The organism is Pontibacter litorisediminis (assembly GCF_029360645.1).
Taxonomy (GTDB): domain Bacteria; phylum Bacteroidota; class Bacteroidia; order Cytophagales; family Hymenobacteraceae; genus Pontibacter; species Pontibacter litorisediminis.
The window spans coordinates 109,812-124,183 of record NZ_JARDUA010000001.1; the positions used below are offsets into that span (position 1 = coordinate 109,812).

Annotated in this window: 13 protein-coding genes; 6 read left to right on the top strand and 7 right to left on the bottom strand. The window is 52.6% G+C overall.

Annotated elements, in window-relative coordinates; all coding sequences use genetic code 11:
* Window positions 1-31 precede the first annotated feature (31 nt).
* A complete protein-coding gene (locus tag PXG97_RS00500; protein ID WP_276495745.1) occupies window positions 32-625 on the bottom strand; it encodes a C40 family peptidase in 594 nt (197 codons plus the stop codon).
* Window positions 626-990: 365 nt separating this feature from the next.
* Between PXG97_RS00500 and PXG97_RS00505 the strand changes: the two genes are divergently transcribed.
* Together PXG97_RS00505 and PXG97_RS00510 are read left to right on the top strand one after the other, a co-directional pair.
* Complete coding sequence (locus PXG97_RS00505) at window positions 991-1,302, top strand: hypothetical protein (RefSeq protein WP_276495746.1); 312 nt, start codon at window positions 991-993, stop codon at window positions 1,300-1,302.
* 97 nt (window positions 1,303-1,399) lie between these two features.
* Window positions 1,400-3,208 carry a M61 family metallopeptidase gene (locus PXG97_RS00510; RefSeq protein WP_276495747.1) on the top strand — a complete coding sequence of 603 codons (1,809 nt, stop codon included), beginning with the start codon at window positions 1,400-1,402 and terminating at the stop codon, window positions 3,206-3,208.
* A 76-nt stretch (window positions 3,209-3,284) separates the two neighbouring features.
* Here the strand turns inward: PXG97_RS00510 and PXG97_RS00515 are convergent, their stop codons facing one another.
* Window positions 3,285-4,013 (bottom strand): SIMPL domain-containing protein, encoded by a 729-nt coding sequence (locus PXG97_RS00515; RefSeq protein ID WP_276495748.1) that lies wholly within the window; start codon window positions 4,011-4,013, stop codon window positions 3,285-3,287.
* 198 nt (window positions 4,014-4,211) lie between these two features.
* Between PXG97_RS00515 and PXG97_RS00520 the strand changes: the two genes are divergently transcribed.
* On the top strand, window positions 4,212-4,655 hold the full coding sequence (locus PXG97_RS00520) for a hypothetical protein (protein WP_276495749.1): 444 nt from the start codon (window positions 4,212-4,214) through the stop codon (window positions 4,653-4,655).
* Between the two features lie 29 nt (window positions 4,656-4,684).
* Here the strand turns inward: PXG97_RS00520 and PXG97_RS00525 are convergent, their stop codons facing one another.
* Complete coding sequence (locus PXG97_RS00525) at window positions 4,685-6,109, bottom strand: Glu/Leu/Phe/Val family dehydrogenase (protein WP_276495750.1); 1,425 nt, start codon at window positions 6,107-6,109, stop codon at window positions 4,685-4,687.
* 327 nt (window positions 6,110-6,436) lie between these two features.
* Here PXG97_RS00525 and PXG97_RS00530 point away from each other — a divergent pair, with 327 nt between their 5' ends.
* Entirely contained in the window at window positions 6,437-6,907 is a 471-nt protein-coding gene (locus PXG97_RS00530) for a hypothetical protein (protein ID WP_276495751.1), read from the top strand.
* An 81-nt stretch (window positions 6,908-6,988) separates the two neighbouring features.
* On the opposite strand, the gene PXG97_RS00535 is transcribed toward PXG97_RS00530, so the two are convergent.
* Both PXG97_RS00535 and PXG97_RS00540 read right to left on the bottom strand, forming a co-directional pair.
* Window positions 6,989-7,588: a BamJ family beta-barrel-assembly machinery protein gene (locus PXG97_RS00535; RefSeq protein WP_276495752.1), complete on the bottom strand. Its 600-nt coding sequence runs from the start codon at window positions 7,586-7,588 to the stop codon at window positions 6,989-6,991.
* Between the two features lie 211 nt (window positions 7,589-7,799).
* Window positions 7,800-7,931: a hypothetical protein gene (locus PXG97_RS00540; RefSeq protein ID WP_276495753.1), complete on the bottom strand. Its 132-nt coding sequence runs from the start codon at window positions 7,929-7,931 to the stop codon at window positions 7,800-7,802.
* A 542-nt stretch (window positions 7,932-8,473) separates the two neighbouring features.
* Here PXG97_RS00540 and PXG97_RS00545 point away from each other — a divergent pair.
* Both PXG97_RS00545 and rnk read left to right on the top strand, forming a co-directional pair.
* Window positions 8,474-10,030: an FMN-binding glutamate synthase family protein gene (locus PXG97_RS00545; RefSeq protein ID WP_276495754.1), complete on the top strand. Its 1,557-nt coding sequence runs from the start codon at window positions 8,474-8,476 to the stop codon at window positions 10,028-10,030.
* Window positions 10,031-10,034: 4 nt separating this feature from the next.
* Window positions 10,035-10,451: a nucleoside diphosphate kinase regulator gene (gene rnk / locus PXG97_RS00550; protein ID WP_276495755.1), complete on the top strand. Its 417-nt coding sequence runs from the start codon at window positions 10,035-10,037 to the stop codon at window positions 10,449-10,451.
* Between the two features lie 81 nt (window positions 10,452-10,532).
* Here the strand turns inward: rnk and PXG97_RS00555 are convergent, their stop codons facing one another.
* Together PXG97_RS00555 and PXG97_RS00560 are read right to left on the bottom strand one after the other, a co-directional pair.
* Entirely contained in the window at window positions 10,533-10,682 is a 150-nt protein-coding gene (locus tag PXG97_RS00555; RefSeq protein WP_276495756.1) for a hypothetical protein, read from the bottom strand.
* 144 nt (window positions 10,683-10,826) lie between these two features.
* Window positions 10,827-14,213 (bottom strand): methylmalonyl-CoA mutase family protein, encoded by a 3,387-nt coding sequence (locus PXG97_RS00560; RefSeq protein WP_276495757.1) that lies wholly within the window; start codon window positions 14,211-14,213, stop codon window positions 10,827-10,829.
* Window positions 14,214-14,372 lie beyond the last annotated feature (159 nt).

Sequence of the window (14,372 nt, forward strand, 5' to 3'; positions counted from 1 at the left end):
ACGTGAAAACGCAAAAGAGTTATAGGTAAGCCTACAGCACGCGCCGCACCTGCAGAAAACGCCCTTCGTACCCGCTGCCCTCCACTTGGCTGATCTTAACACCGCCGTTTGAGGAGGAATGCACGAACTCAATCGTGTCGCCGGGCTGGGAGATAACAATTCCTACATGGCCTGGCTCTCGCACCTGGGGATTGGTGCCGGTAAAGATAACCAGGTCACCGGGCTGGGCCTCCTGTCGTGTCACCTGCTCGCCTTCATCGGCCTGCATGCGGGAAGAGTGGGGCAACTGAACGCCATACTCCTCATACACGTGGGTTATGAAGCCAGAGCAGTCGAAGCCTTCCGGGGTTTCGCCGGCCCAAACATAGGGTGTGCCGATGAGGGTGAGGGCATAGGAAATCATGTCCTGGCTTTCAGTTGCACCAGCGGCACGAACAGCTGACAACCCAGTATGGGTTTGTTCCGGAGCAGAAGTACGATCCTGCTGTTGCGGTGCAGAGGTAGCCAAGGCAGGGGGAAACTCTGACTTGTTTTCTCTGGAACGGGCGAAGTGCTGTGGCATGAACACCAGTAAAAGCACTAACAGCAAGACTGGGGAAAGTATAAGCAGCAAGTTTTTTTTCATAGCGTTGGTTTATGGGTTGCAGCCTAGTAAAAGAAAAATTCATGCCACTCTTGTTAAAAGTGGGCACCTTTGATAGGCTCAGTTACAGAAACATATCCAGTAATGCTAAAAGTTCTACTTGCTGCCTATTCGCTTTGATAGGTAAAAACCGTGCCTTTACAAAATTTAGTGTCTGGAGAAGGCAAAGAAAAGGTATGGCTATAGTGATATTTAATATTAAATACATACCTTTGTCGCTGTTGCTTACCTTTTCTACAATGATACTTTATAAAGCTAGTTCCTTGGAGATAGACTGCGAGCAGGTGCAGAAACGACTTTACCTTAGGTGTCATAAACAGTTAAGTTCTAAAGAGTTTAAGGAAGGATTGCTCGAGGCTTTGTGCTGCGCCGAGAAGAGCGGCATAAAGCACTGGCTGCTGGACCTGCGCGAGATTGGCGAACTGGATGAGGAGGAGGAAATGTGGCTGCAGCGCTACTTCTTCCCCAGCATAATGTCCCGGCTTGGTACAGGCAATTACGTGGCGATCGTGCTCTCGGAGAGGTGCTACAAAACTCTGCTGCACGAGGCGGGGAGGTATGGCCTGCGCAGCTATAACGAGGTGATCATCATGAAGAACTTTTATGAGGTGCCGGAAGCGGTAAGCTGGCTCGACTCCAAGTCCACACACGCCGCCTAGCGGGCCTTGCTACCTTTAGTTGTTTGTACAGGGATTTTGAAAAACTGGCTAATTGTTGTAAAATGCCTGTTGAATCTAAATCATCCCTTACACAAACATGCTCAAACACAAACGATTTAAACTGTCACTCTTAATTGTTCTATTCCTTTGCCTGGGTAACGCGGCAGCGGCACTGGCGGCAGAGTTGCGCTACACCCTCTCCATGCCGGAGCCGCACACACACTACTTCGAGGTAGAGGCCGAGCTGAGCGGTGCCCGCAAAAAGTACATCGACTTTACCATGCCTGTTTGGGCGCCAGGCTCTTACCTGGTGCGCGAGTTCGCCAAGAACGTGGAAGGCTTTGAAGCTACTGATGGCTCAGGAAAGCCGTTACGCAGCGAGAAGATCGATAAAAACACCTGGCGCGTGTACAGCAACAAAGCCAGCGTGGTGCGGGCCACCTATGATGTGTATGCCTATGAGTTGAGCGTGCGCACGAGCTACCTCGACGCCAGCCACGGTTATGTGAACGGTACCAGCATTTTTATGTACCCGGAGGGCTATGAGCAGCAGCAGGGTACCCTGGTGGTGAAGCCGTTCAATGGGTGGAACCAGGTTTCAACAGGCCTGAAAAGCACCGGTAAGTTTACGTACACCTTCCCGAATTACGACATTTTAGCAGACTCCCCGCTGGAGATCGGCACGCACGAAGTATACGAGTTCACGGCTGCCGGCGTGCCGCACGAACTGGCCATGTATGGCGGCGGCAACTACGAGCCTAAAAAGCTAATGGCTGACATGACCAAAGTGATCGAGGAGGCGGTGCTCCTGATGGGCGAGCTGCCTGTGGACCGCTACGTGTTCATCGTGCACAACCTGGAGCGCGGCGGCGGCGGGCTGGAGCACTTAAACTCCACCACCTTGCAGACCTCGCGCTGGAACTATGGCACCGAGAGCAGCTACCACGGTTTTCTGGCGCTGGTGGCCCACGAGTACTTCCACCTCTGGAACGTGAAGCGCCTACGCCCGGAGCCGCTCGGCCCCTTTGACTATAACAACGAAAATTACACGCGCCTGCTGTGGGTGTCTGAGGGCATCACGAGCTATTATGACGACCTGTTGGTGCGCCGCGCCGGGTTCTACTCACCAGACCGCTACCTGGGCATTGTGGCCGGAAGTATAAATTCTGTGGAGAACACTCCAGGCAACAAGATACAGCCGGTGGCGGAATCCAGCTTTGATGCCTGGATAAAGTATTACCGCCGTAACGAAAACTCGAATAATGCAGAGGTATCCTACTACACCAAAGGAGGCGTGCTGGGCCACTTGCTGAACATGGAGATCATGGAAGCCACAAAAGGAGAGAAGAGCCTGGACGACGTAATGCGCTACATGTACGAGCGCTACTACAAAAAGCTGAACCGTGGTTTCAAGGAGGCCGAGTTCAAAGAGGCGGTGGAGCGGATTTCCGGACGTAACATGGACACATTCTTCCGCAATTACGTTAACGGCACGGAATCCCCGGATTACAACAAGTACTTTGATGCAGCCGGCCTGCAGCTGGTGAACACAAACGAGGGAAGTCAGGCCATCAACTGGGGCGCTTCTGCCGCTATGTCGGGTGGCAAGCTGATGGTGCGCGGCGTGAGCAGGGGCAGCAGTGCCTGGGAAGGCGGCCTAAACGTGAACGACGAGATCATTGCCGTTAACGGTTACCGCGCTGGCGACGACCTCGAGCGCCTAATCAGCAGCATGGGCATAGGCGAAACGGCCGAGGTGCTTATCTCGCGCGACGGCAAACTGCAGACGCTGGAGGTGAAGATGCTGCAGGATAACAGCGTGCGTTACCAGTTTATCCGCGTAGACAATCCTACCCCAACACAGGAGAAGATCTTTAACACCTGGCTCAACATCAGCAATAGCTAAGGATGTGGCAAGTATAAAAGCAGCAAAGGCCGGAGCATATGTTCCGGCCTTTGCTGCTTTTATACTTGCGGTGTGCCTAATCCAGCCTGAACGAGGCGCTTACCACCGCCGTGATTTCCTTGTCAATGGAGGTGGCGTCGTTGATGCCATAGTCGGAGATCATGTTAGAGTTGACCGGCGTGATTTGGATGACACCCATACGGGCATTGGTGATGGCGCCCAGGTCGCTTCCGGTCGCCTCAGCAATCTTTTGTGCCCGGTGCAGGGCATCCTTGGCGGCATCAGCCTGTATCTCAATCTTCAGGTCGGCCAGTTGGGTGTAGTAGTACTCCGGCGGCATCACCATAATGTTGATGCCTTGGCGCACAAGCGAGGTCATGTCCAGCGACACCTCCTTTATCTTCTGCACATCCTTCGAGGTTACCTGTACCTGCTGATTAGCGTTATACTGTATGATCCGGTTGGTGCTGTAGCCCTGGCTGGTCACCTCATACATTGGGTTCAGGTTGATGGTATTGAGCTCCACTTCGGCATCGGCAAAACCCTGCTTCTTTAAATACGCCAATACCGTTGGGCGCTGTTCCAGCAGGCGCTGGTAAGCGGCTTCGGCAGTGGGGGCATCAGCCTGGATGTTGCTGCGGAGTATGCCAAGGTCGGACGTAATCTCGCGCTTGGCAGAACCGGTCACATTGATCGTCTGGTTCGCCTGATCGCGGAAGCGGAAGATCTGCGAGAGCAGCACAGCACAGATAATCAGGCTCACGCCAAGCACTAGGAAGGGGAGCAGCAGGTTGTTTCGTGTCATGGTAGAGGTATGGCTAAAATAATGTTATGTTGATGCACAAACCATAAATTGTACTATTAATCCTGCCTTGGATTCTCAAGTCGACAGGCTATCAATACCAAGAGCCAAAAAGGGGTGAATTAGTTGCACGATAAGTGCTTGTTTATGAATTTATAAGTATGTATATTTCGATAAACTATATGTTAAGTTCCTTCACTTATGGTGATATACGAAACCCCGGGTGTAAATATTACTTTTCAGGAACAGGAAAGGCTGTTGCTTATTAAGTGGCTGCAAAAGCCGAACATGGATGCGCTGATGGATGCTTACCTGCACGCGCTTCAGTTTGTTTGCGAACATAGGCAGATCTATTTCTTCTGCACCGATCAATCGAAGATCGGGCCACTAGACCGCGACCAGGAGGTATGGCTGAGCCAGGAGTATTACCATAAGGTGCACGATTGCATTCAAGAAGAGATTTACGCGGCTGTTGTCTTCTCTAATGCCCATTTCAAGGCAATCGTGACTAACTACCAGGTGCCGGCAACGCTCCCCCAGCAACATTTTATCCAGTTTAACTACTTTACCCAGATGCAGGAAGCACTGCAGTGGCTCGCGGACGTAAAAAAAGGCCAGGATGTGGTGATCACACACACAACCTGACCTTCTGTTCTCTTCCATAAGGCGAAGTATCAAGGGAAGATACCCAGCAACTCATAGCTGACACCGATCTTCTCTATCGCCGTCAAAAACGCGGCCGAGCGTAAACCGGGTGTTCTTTTCTGCACCATCACATCCCTTATTTCATGGTATGCGTTGATCATGGTATCCTCCAGGCCGGAGCGCACCAAGCTGATCTCATCGGCTCCCTGCGTCAGGAAGGCGCGCTCAGTGGATGTCATGCTTTTGCCAGAGCTCGTTTCGATGGCGTTTACCAGGCGGCGGTAGCTGGCTTCTTCTGCCCGCTTCCCCATCCGGCCAAAGCGCACGTTTGATAGGTTCTTCAGCCACTCAAAGTACGACACAGTTACACCGCCGGCATTTAGGTATAGGTCTGGCAAAATAACGATGTTGTTTTTCAGCATGATGTCCTCCGCTTCGCGTGTCACAGGCCCGTTGGCGCCCTCTGCAACAATCTTTGCTTTGATTCGACCCGCATTGCCGCTGTGAATGACGTTCTCCAGTGCCGCCGGCAGCAGGATGTCGCACTCCAGCTCCAGCATTTCCTCTGAATTATCATAGTTCTTACAGTCCTTGAAATTAAGAATGGAGCCGTTTTCGCTGCGGTGCTTGAAGGCCTCCTGCACGTCTATGCCATTCTCGTTGTAAATGCCGCCTTCCCGCTCTGCGATGCCTGTGATGATGGCGCCGTCTTGTTGGCAGAAGTAGGCCGCATGGTAACCCACATTACCCAGCCCCTGCACAATAATGCGTTTACCCTCCATGGTATTTCCGGTCAGGCCTTTGCCTTTCAGCATGTCTGCGTCCGAAAGCAGTTCGCGTAGGCCGTAGTAGATGCCTAAGCCCGTCGCCTCGGCACGGCCTCTGATACCGCCCTGGCCTACCGGCTTGCCCGTTACACAACCCAGCGCATTGGTCTCGCCATACTTCAGCGCCTGGTAGGTGTCCGCGATCCAAGCCATTTCGCGGCTGCCGGTACCGTAGTCTGGGGCTGGCACATCCATACCCGGGCCAATAAGGTTCTTCTTGATCAGCTCTGCCGCGTAGCGGCGCGTGACGCGCTCCAGTGTTTTTACGGAGCTGGTTCTGGGATTGATCTTTACACCTCCTTTGGCACCGCCAAACGGCACGTCCACCACAGCGCATTTAAAAGTCATCAGGGTGGCCAACGCCTTTACCTCGTCCTCATCAACCTGCATACTGAAGCGAATGCCGCCCTTGGATGGGAGCTTGTGGTGGCTGTGCTGCACGCGTATTCCCTCTATTACCTCAATTTTCCCGTCAATCTCAACCGGGAAAGATACTTTGTACACGCTGTTGGTAGCCTTGATCTGCGCCAGAATGCCTGGGCTGAGCTTGGAGAAGCTGGCAGCGTGGTCGAAATACTGATGGACACTGTCTAAGAATTTTTTGCCTTCGTTAGGTGTATTAGCCATACAACTGTTGTTTTTAAGGGATGATGGTTTGCTGGTTTATGAACGTCTTTCACAAGTATTTGTTCGCTTTAGGCTATTTTATGCCCTAACCACACTGTTCTTCTTGCTGGTACTGAAGTGCTTGAGGAGCTACTCGCTTAATAAAATATCATATATAATATAAATTAAGTGTTATATAGTTGCTTTTTAACTTTATAACGGACAAATTTACCTCTCTAAAGTTTTAGAAAGGTGTTGCAAGAAGGCGTTGGGAACAGGCTCGTCGGAAGTTGCTGCCGCACCTCCTGAAGTGCCTTATCCCAAATACGAACTACTCCAATGGAAAGAATGGTTGATTTAAATATACTGGCCGCAAGGCCAACGGGTGCAGAGGTGCTGCTGAAGACGGAGAAGCTAAGCGTTTGCTATGAGGAAGGGGAGCAGACACTGGTGGTGCGTTGGGAGGGAGCGGTAAGCTCAGACGAATTGAGAAGTGGCTATAAAGAGATCTTAGAGCAAGTACGCAGGCTGAAACCGGTCAAATGGCAGCTAGACCTGCAAAAGCGTGGCACCATTTGCCGCCAGGATCAGCGCTGGATCTTTGAGTATGTTTTTCCCGAGGTGCTCTCTATCGTGAACGATGACGTTTTTGTGGCGGTGGTACTGCCTGTGTTCCTGATGCATGACCTGGTGAGTGAGCTGACTGGCGACGAGCTGATGCAGGATGGCCGGTTTCTGATCATGCAGCACTTTATGTACCCGGAGGAGGGACAGCGCTGGCTAAATGAAATGCAGCTGATTAAGATGGGGACCAGGTAAGGAAAGCAGGGGAGCCCGCAAGTATAAAAGCCCGGACTGTTGCTACAGCCCGGGCTTTTGTGTGTCTGGAGTGCAGTGCTGTTATTTTACCTGCAGTAGCTCCACATCGAAGATAAGGGTGGAGTTTGGCCCGATCACATCGCCAGCGCCCTGTGCTCCGTAAGCAAGCTCCGCCGGAATGAAAAGTCTCCACTTGGCGCCTTCCTTCATTTTCTGCAGCGCCTCGGTCCAGCCGGCAATCACGCCGTTCACCGGGAAAGTGGCCGGTTGGCCACGCTCATAAGAGGAGTCGAACGTGGTACCGTTGATGAGGGTGCCGTGGTAATGCGTAGTTACGGTATCAGAAGCAGAAGGCGACTTGCCGGTGCCCTCTTTCAGCACCATGTACTGCAGTCCGCTTGGCAGTGTCTGCACACCTTCCTTGTTCTTGTTCTCAGCCAGGAAAGCCTCGCCAGCCTGCTTGTTGGAGGAGCCGGCCGCGTTTTGCTTCTGCGCCATCTCCTGCTGCAGCGCCATCATGGCCTCCTGCACCTCCTGCTGCGACAGTGACGAAGGAGTGCCCGCCTGCACATCCTTCAGGCCTTGCATAAACGACTCGGCTTCCACCTCTATCCCTTGCTTTTTGAGGTTGGTGGCCATGTCGCGGCCAATGATGTAGCTGATTTTCTCTTTTAAATCCATAGTATACGGTTGTGCACCCACAGGTGCGGTTTAGTATGAAAGTTTATCATCTCTTACGAGAGATCTACACAAAGCTACCATTTTTTAGTCCTATGCCAAAGCAGGAGCGGTTAACCTTGCCGTTGCAACCTTAAGTGCGGTAACAACACTTTAAAACAAAAAAGGCTACTTCTTGATGGGAAGTAGCCTTTCGTGAAGCGCTGCCTCTATACTATAGGTACAGATGATAATCTTCGTCTTCAAGGTCTATGTTGATGTCTGCCGGGGCTAGCCAGTTTTTCAGAACTAGCGCCACCGACGTGCTCAGCAGAAGCACGGACGAAATGGATGCGAACTGTCTCATACGTGGTAGGGGTAAAGGGTTGAACTTGGTTTTTAGAACGCGTTTCGGGCTGTAAGGTTGCCCAACTTTAAAACTTGTACGTTAGCTTTTTGTTACCTAAGTATAAAGCAGTTAGAAAAGCGCATAATCAGCAGAAAATGCCCAGGTTTGCCCTTGAACGCCATGTAAGGCAGATGCGAGAATTATAACATTTCCGACGTAGCATCAGTACTCCTGGGTAGGTTAAATATCTCTGCAGGTTTAGCTGGCTTTTATCAAAAAGAATCGCATAACTTTGCACCCATAAACTAACCATGCATCCACAGCAGCTACATATCGCTCCTTGCTACACCCCGGCCCGGCGTTCCGGCCTGGTGTCTGCATCGCACCATGTAACGCTGTGTGACAAGCTGAACGGTTACTGCCTGCACTTTTACACGACCCCGAAAGACTTTAGCTAACGTGCCCAGAATTGCCGGTTGCTTCTTACCTGGTAATTCTGGAACCTACACCCCGGCGAACCCAAAAGTATAAACGTCAGAACTACATCCTTTTTAATTTTTATGGCTACAACTATTAGCGTCAGGCGCACGTTCTCGTACGCCTTCTCCAGTGCTTACTTAGTTACGCTTTTTTTATCTATTTTCGACCGGCAGATGCTCTGGCTCTTGCTGTTGCTCGTGCCGCTGCACCTGGTGTACCTGCACAACATCCGGCAGGCCAGGCACTCGCTTTTGCGCAACTACCCGCTGGTGGGTTACCTGCGCTATTTCTTTGAGAGTATTCGCCCCGAGTTCCGCCAGTATTTCTTCGAGTCGGATACAGACGGCAAGCCCTTTAGCCGCCGCCAACGCTCTATTGTGTACCAGCGCGCCAAAAATGTGCGTCAGACGGTGCCCTTCGGCATGCACAGCAACAGCCTGGAGGTAGGGTATGAGTGGATTGCCCACACCATGTTCCCGGTGCACGTAAAAGAGGACAGCCTGCGCGTGACAATGGGCAGCAGCCGCTGCAAGCAGCCTTACAGCGCCAGCATTTACAATATTTCGGCCATGAGCTACGGCTCGTTGAGCAAAACGGCCGTAACGGCCCTGAGCGCGGGCGCGAAACTGGGTGGTTTTGCCCACAATACCGGTGAAGGGGGCGTGAGCCCATTCCATATAGAAGGGGGCGGCGACCTGATCTGGCAGATCGGCACGGGTTATTTCGGATGCCGTGACAAGAACGGCAACTTCTCGGAGGAGCTGTTCCGCGAGCAGGTGGCGCACCCGAACATCAAAATGGTGGAGATCAAGCTGTCTCAGGGCGCTAAGCCTGGGCATGGTGGAATACTGCCGGCCGCCAAAAACACCCCGGAGATTGCTGCTATCCGTAAGGTGGAGCCGTATACTACAGTGGCTTCGCCTCCTGCGCACTCTGCCTTCAGCGACCAGTTTACCATGCTGCTCTTCATTGAGAAGCTACGGGTGCTGTCAGACGGGAAACCTATCGGCATCAAGCTGTGTATCGGCAACAAACAGGAGTTTGAGCGCCTGTGCCAGGAGATGATGCACAACCGCCTATTCCCGGACTTCATCACCATTGATGGGGCAGAGGGAGGCACAGGGGCGGCGCCGCTGGAGTTTACCGACAGCCTAGGCATGCCGCTGTACGATGCCCTGGCTTTTGCCCAGAGCACGCTGCGCAAGTATGGCTTGCGCGACGAGATTAAAATTATCGCCGCCGGCAAGATCATCACAGGCGTGGACATCATCAAGGCGATCGCACTGGGAGCTGATAGCTGCTACAGTGCCCGCGGCATGATGTTCGCCCTTGGTTGCATACAGGCGCTGCAGTGCGATTCGGGGCGTTGCCCGGTAGGCATTGCCACACAAGATAAGAACCTGTATAAGGGGCTAGACGTGGCAGACAAGCGCGTGCGGGTGGCCAATTTCCATGGCAACACGTTAAAATCTACGGTAGAGGTCATGGAGGCGTGCGGCTTTGATAGTATAAGCAGCATTACGCCCGATAAGATTTTCAGGCGTGTGGAGCAGGGCCGAAACATGAGCTTCAAAGAGCTCTACTTTCCCAAAAGCCAAGCACCCAGCAGCATCAGCAGAAACTATGTACTTAACTGATCATATGGACAACAACCTTATTTACCTGACCGAACAAGACTATAAGCGTCTTATAGACCTGATTCAGGTGCAGCGGCAAAGCAGCAATGGTGCCGCCGCAAACATCGGCAAACTAGGCGAGGAGCTGAAGCGTGCCAAACTGGTGCCTTCGGAGGAAATTCCGGCTAACGTAGTGACCATGAACTCCAAGGTGCTGCTGAAAGACATGCAGAAAGGAACCGAGTTGGAAATAACACTCGTGTACCCAAAGGATGCTGACATTAACACCCGCAGGATCTCTATCTTTGCGCCGGTTGGCACCGCCATTATCGGGTGTAAAGAAGGCGACATCGTGGAGTGGCCGGTACCATCGGGCACGATCAACTATAAAATTGAGAAGATACTCTTCCAGCCGGAGGCAACCGGCAACTTTTCCCTGTAAACCCCCAAGACCCTATTACGAAAAGAGCCTGCTGTGCCTGGAGTGCAGCGGGCTCTTTAATTTTACGTATGGCTGTAACTGCTAGAGATAATCCTCGCTATGCTCATCATAGGTATCAAACTCAAAATCCTCCTCGTCGAACTGGCTGTTGACAAAGATATAGGCGGCAGCCCCAATTAAAACCACCGTGCCGAGTAAAAGCATGAGCGGAGCTTTATCTGGTGTGTTCATCCTTCAATTGTTTTAACTTGAGCTTATACTTACGAGACACACCTGATGCAGGTATAAGTGCGCCCTAAAATTATCAGGGGGCACACGTAAAAGAAAAGCCGGACCACAGGGCCCGGCTTTTATACTTTATACTTTTAGGATGACCTACATGTTTCTGCGGTACTGTCCGCCCACCTCAAACAGAGCGTTGGTGATCTGGCCCAGGGAGCAGTATTTCACTGTCTCCATCATCTCCTCGAAGATGTTACCGTTGTTAATGGCCACCTGCTGGATACGCTTTAGCATCTCCTCTGATTTATCGGCATTGCGCTCCTGCAGGGCGCGCACCATCGTAATCTGGTACTGCTTCTCGTCTTCCGTGGCCCGGATAACCTCTGTCGGGATCACGGTAGGAGAGCCTTTGGAAGAGAGGAAGGTATTCACCCCGATGATCGGGTACTCGCCGGTGTGCTTCAGCGTCTCATAGTATAAGCTTTCCTCCTGGATCTTGCCGCGCTGGTACATGGTTTCCATAGCACCCAGCACACCGCCACGCTCTGTGATACGGTCGAACTCGGTCAGTACAGCCTCTTCCACCAGGTCCGTCAGCTCTTCGATGATAAACGAGCCTTGCAGCGGGTTCTCGTTCTTCGCCAGCCCTAATTCGCGGTTAATGATCAACTGAATCGCCATCGCACGACGAACAGACGCCTCTGTAGGCGTGGTGATGGCCTCGTCGTAGGCGTTGGTGTGTAGGGAATTACAGTTGTCGTAGATCGCATACAGCGCCTGCAGTGTGGTGCGGATATCGTTAAAGTCGATCTCCTGGGCATGCAGCGAACGGCCGGATGTCTGGATGTGGTATTTGAGCATCTGCGAGCGGGCATCGGCGTTATACTTGTGCTTCATCGCCTTCGCCCAGATCCTACGGGCAACACGGCCAATTACCGCATACTCCGGATCGATGCCGTTGGAGAAAAAGAAGCTCAGGTTCGGCGCAAACTTGTTGATGTCCATGCCGCGGCTCACGTAGTACTCCACAAACGTAAAGCCGTTAGCCAGCGTAAAGGCCAGCTGGGTAATCGGGTTAGCACCAGCCTCAGCAATGTGGTAGCCGGAAATGGACACCGAATAGAAATTACGTACGTTCTTGTCGATGAAGTAAGCCTGCACGTCGCCCATCAGGCGCAGCGAGAACTCCGTGGAGAAGATACAGGTATTCTGTGCCTGGTCCTCTTTCAGGATATCGGCTTGCACGGTACCTCTAACGGCTGCCAGTGTGCGGGTCTTTATCGGTTCGTATACTTCCGCCGGCAGTACCTGGTCGCCGGTAACGCCCAGCAGCATCAGACCCAGGCCATCATTGCCTTCCGGCAGGCTGCCCTGGTAGCGCGGACGCTCAGCGCCTTTGTCTTTATAGATGGCTTCGATCTTAGCATTTACCTCATCCTCCAGGCCGTTTTCTTTAATATAAAGCTCGCACTGCTGGTCAATGGCGGCATTCATGAAGAAGCCGGTGAGTATGGCAGCCGGACCATTGATGGTCATGGATACCGAAGTCTTTGGGTCGGCCAGGTTAAAGCCAGAGTATAGTTTCTTGGCATCATCCAGGCAGCAAATGCTTACGCCAGAGTTACCAATTTTACCGTAGATGTCGGGTCTGTAATCCGGATCTTCGCCGTATAGTGTAACGGAATCGAAGGCTGTAGACAGACGCTTCGCTGGCATGCCTAAGCTTACGTAGTGGAAGCGGCGATTCGTACGCTCCGGGCCACCTTCGCCGGCAAACATGCGGGTAGGGTCTTCGCCTTCGCGCTTGAACGGGAACACACCCGCTGTGTATGGAAATTCACCCGGCACGTTCTCCTGCAGGTTCCACTTCAGCAAATCGCCCCAGGCCTCGTAGCGAGGTGTGGCAACTTTCGGTATCTGCAGGTGCGAGAGCGATTCGGTGTGCGTTTTTATCTTGAGCTCCTTGTCGCGCACTTTAAACACGTAGAACTCGTTCTTATAGGCCTGCACTTTCTCCTGCCAGTTCTCCAGGATCTTCTTGTTCTGCCCGTCCAAGTTCAGCTCCACTTCGGCATAAGCCTGCTCCAGTTGCTTGATCAAACGGTCTTTATCCTCCACCTCAATGCTTTGCACGGCCTCAATGGACTTTTTGATACCGTACAGTCGCTGGGCCACTTCCGCCTGGTCTTTCGTCCACTTGTCGTAGTTGCGGATGGTTTCGGAAATTTCAGAAAGGTAACGCGTGCGGCTTGGAGGGATGATGAACACCTTCTCCGACATCTCTTTTGATGTCTGCAGGTTGGAGTTGAACGCCACGCCCGTTTTCTCAGAGATTTTGGCCATGATAGCGCGGTACAGCTGGTTCATGCCCGGGTCGTTGAACTGCGAGGCAATGGTTCCGAACACCGGAATTTCCTCGTCATTCACGTCCCACAGCTGGTGGTTGCGCTTGTACTGCTTTTTCACGTCGCGCAGGGCGTCCAGGGCGCCGCGCTTGTCAAACTTGTTTAGGGCAATCACATCAGCAAAGTCCAGCATGTCGATCTTCTCAAGCTGCGTGGCGGCACCGTACTCCGGCGTCATCACATACAGGCTCATGTCCGAGTGCTCAATGATTTCCGTGTCCGACTGGCCGATACCCGATGTCTCCAGTATGATCAGATCGAAATCAGCTGCTTTGACGATGTCCACGGCATCCTGCACATACTTGCTCAGGGCCAGGTTGCTTTGGCGTGTGGCCAGGGAGCGCATGTATACCCGCTCGTTAGAGATCGAGTTCATGCGGATACGGTCGCCCAGCAGGGCTCCGCCTGTCTTACGCTTCGAAGGATCTACGGAGATGATGGCGATCTTCTTGTCTGGGAAGTCCAGCAGGAAGCGGCGCACCAGTTCATCTACCAGAGAGGACTTTCCGGCTCCGCCTGTGCCCGTAATGCCCAATACGGGTGTCTTTACATCTTTCGCCTGCTCTTTTACTTCGTCGAGTATACCGCGGGCCTCCTCCGGGAAGTTTTCAGCGGCTGAGATAAGCTTGGCAATGGCTTTCGGGTCTTTATCTTTCAGGTGCTTGGCTTCTCCATTCAGGTCCTTGCCTGTCGGGAAGTCGCACTTCTCCAGCATATCGTTGATCATGCCCTGCAGGCCCATGGCGCGTCCGTCGTCCGGGGAGTAGATGCGGGCGATGCCATACTGGTGCAGCTCCTCGATCTCGGTAGGCAGGATTACGCCGCCGCCGCCGCCAAAGATGCGGATGTGTCCGCAGCCACGCTCGCTGAGTAGGTCGTACATATACTTGAAGTACTCCAGGTGGCCGCCCTGGTATGAGGTGATGGCGATGGCCTGTGCGTCTTCCTGAATAGCGCAGTCCACGATCTCCTGCACCGAGCGGTTGTGGCCCAGGTGAATTACCTCTGCCCCGGAGGCCTGAATAATGCGGCGCATGATATTGATCGAGGCATCGTGGCCATCGAACAGAGAGGCAGCCGTAACGATACGGATATGGTTAACAGGCTTATAATGCTCTACTTTTGTAAGTTGCATACTTATATGAACTAGTTTTTTCCAGATTTGATGCGAATATAGTCATTTTTGGGCTAAGATTTTAAGGATTTGGAGACAGGGCGGCTAAGGGAGCGGCCCTGCCAGGCAAGCGACTATTACCATGCCCAAGTATGGCTTTTATAATTCTTAAGGCCTGAT

Coding starts and splice junctions, on each gene's coding strand:
- PXG97_RS00535 (WP_276495752.1), bottom strand. CDS start 7,588: ATGGATTTAAAAGAGAAAATCAGCTACATCATTGGCCGCGACATGGCC.
- PXG97_RS00520 (WP_276495749.1), top strand. CDS start 4,212: ATGGTGATATACGAAACCCCGGGTGTAAATATTACTTTTCAGGAACAG.
- PXG97_RS00530 (WP_276495751.1), top strand. CDS start 6,437: ATGGTTGATTTAAATATACTGGCCGCAAGGCCAACGGGTGCAGAGGTG.
- rnk (WP_276495755.1), top strand. CDS start 10,035: ATGGACAACAACCTTATTTACCTGACCGAACAAGACTATAAGCGTCTT.
- PXG97_RS00515 (WP_276495748.1), bottom strand. CDS start 4,013: ATGACACGAAACAACCTGCTGCTCCCCTTCCTAGTGCTTGGCGTGAGC.
- PXG97_RS00525 (WP_276495750.1), bottom strand. CDS start 6,109: ATGGCTAATACACCTAACGAAGGCAAAAAATTCTTAGACAGTGTCCAT.
- PXG97_RS00540 (WP_276495753.1), bottom strand. CDS start 7,931: ATGAGACAGTTCGCATCCATTTCGTCCGTGCTTCTGCTGAGCACGTCG.
- PXG97_RS00555 (WP_276495756.1), bottom strand. CDS start 10,682: ATGAACACACCAGATAAAGCTCCGCTCATGCTTTTACTCGGCACGGTG.
- PXG97_RS00500 (WP_276495745.1), bottom strand. CDS start 625: ATGAAAAAAAACTTGCTGCTTATACTTTCCCCAGTCTTGCTGTTAGTG.
- PXG97_RS00510 (WP_276495747.1), top strand. CDS start 1,400: ATGCTCAAACACAAACGATTTAAACTGTCACTCTTAATTGTTCTATTC.
- PXG97_RS00560 (WP_276495757.1), bottom strand. CDS start 14,213: ATGCAACTTACAAAAGTAGAGCATTATAAGCCTGTTAACCATATCCGT.
- PXG97_RS00545 (WP_276495754.1), top strand. CDS start 8,474: ATGGCTACAACTATTAGCGTCAGGCGCACGTTCTCGTACGCCTTCTCC.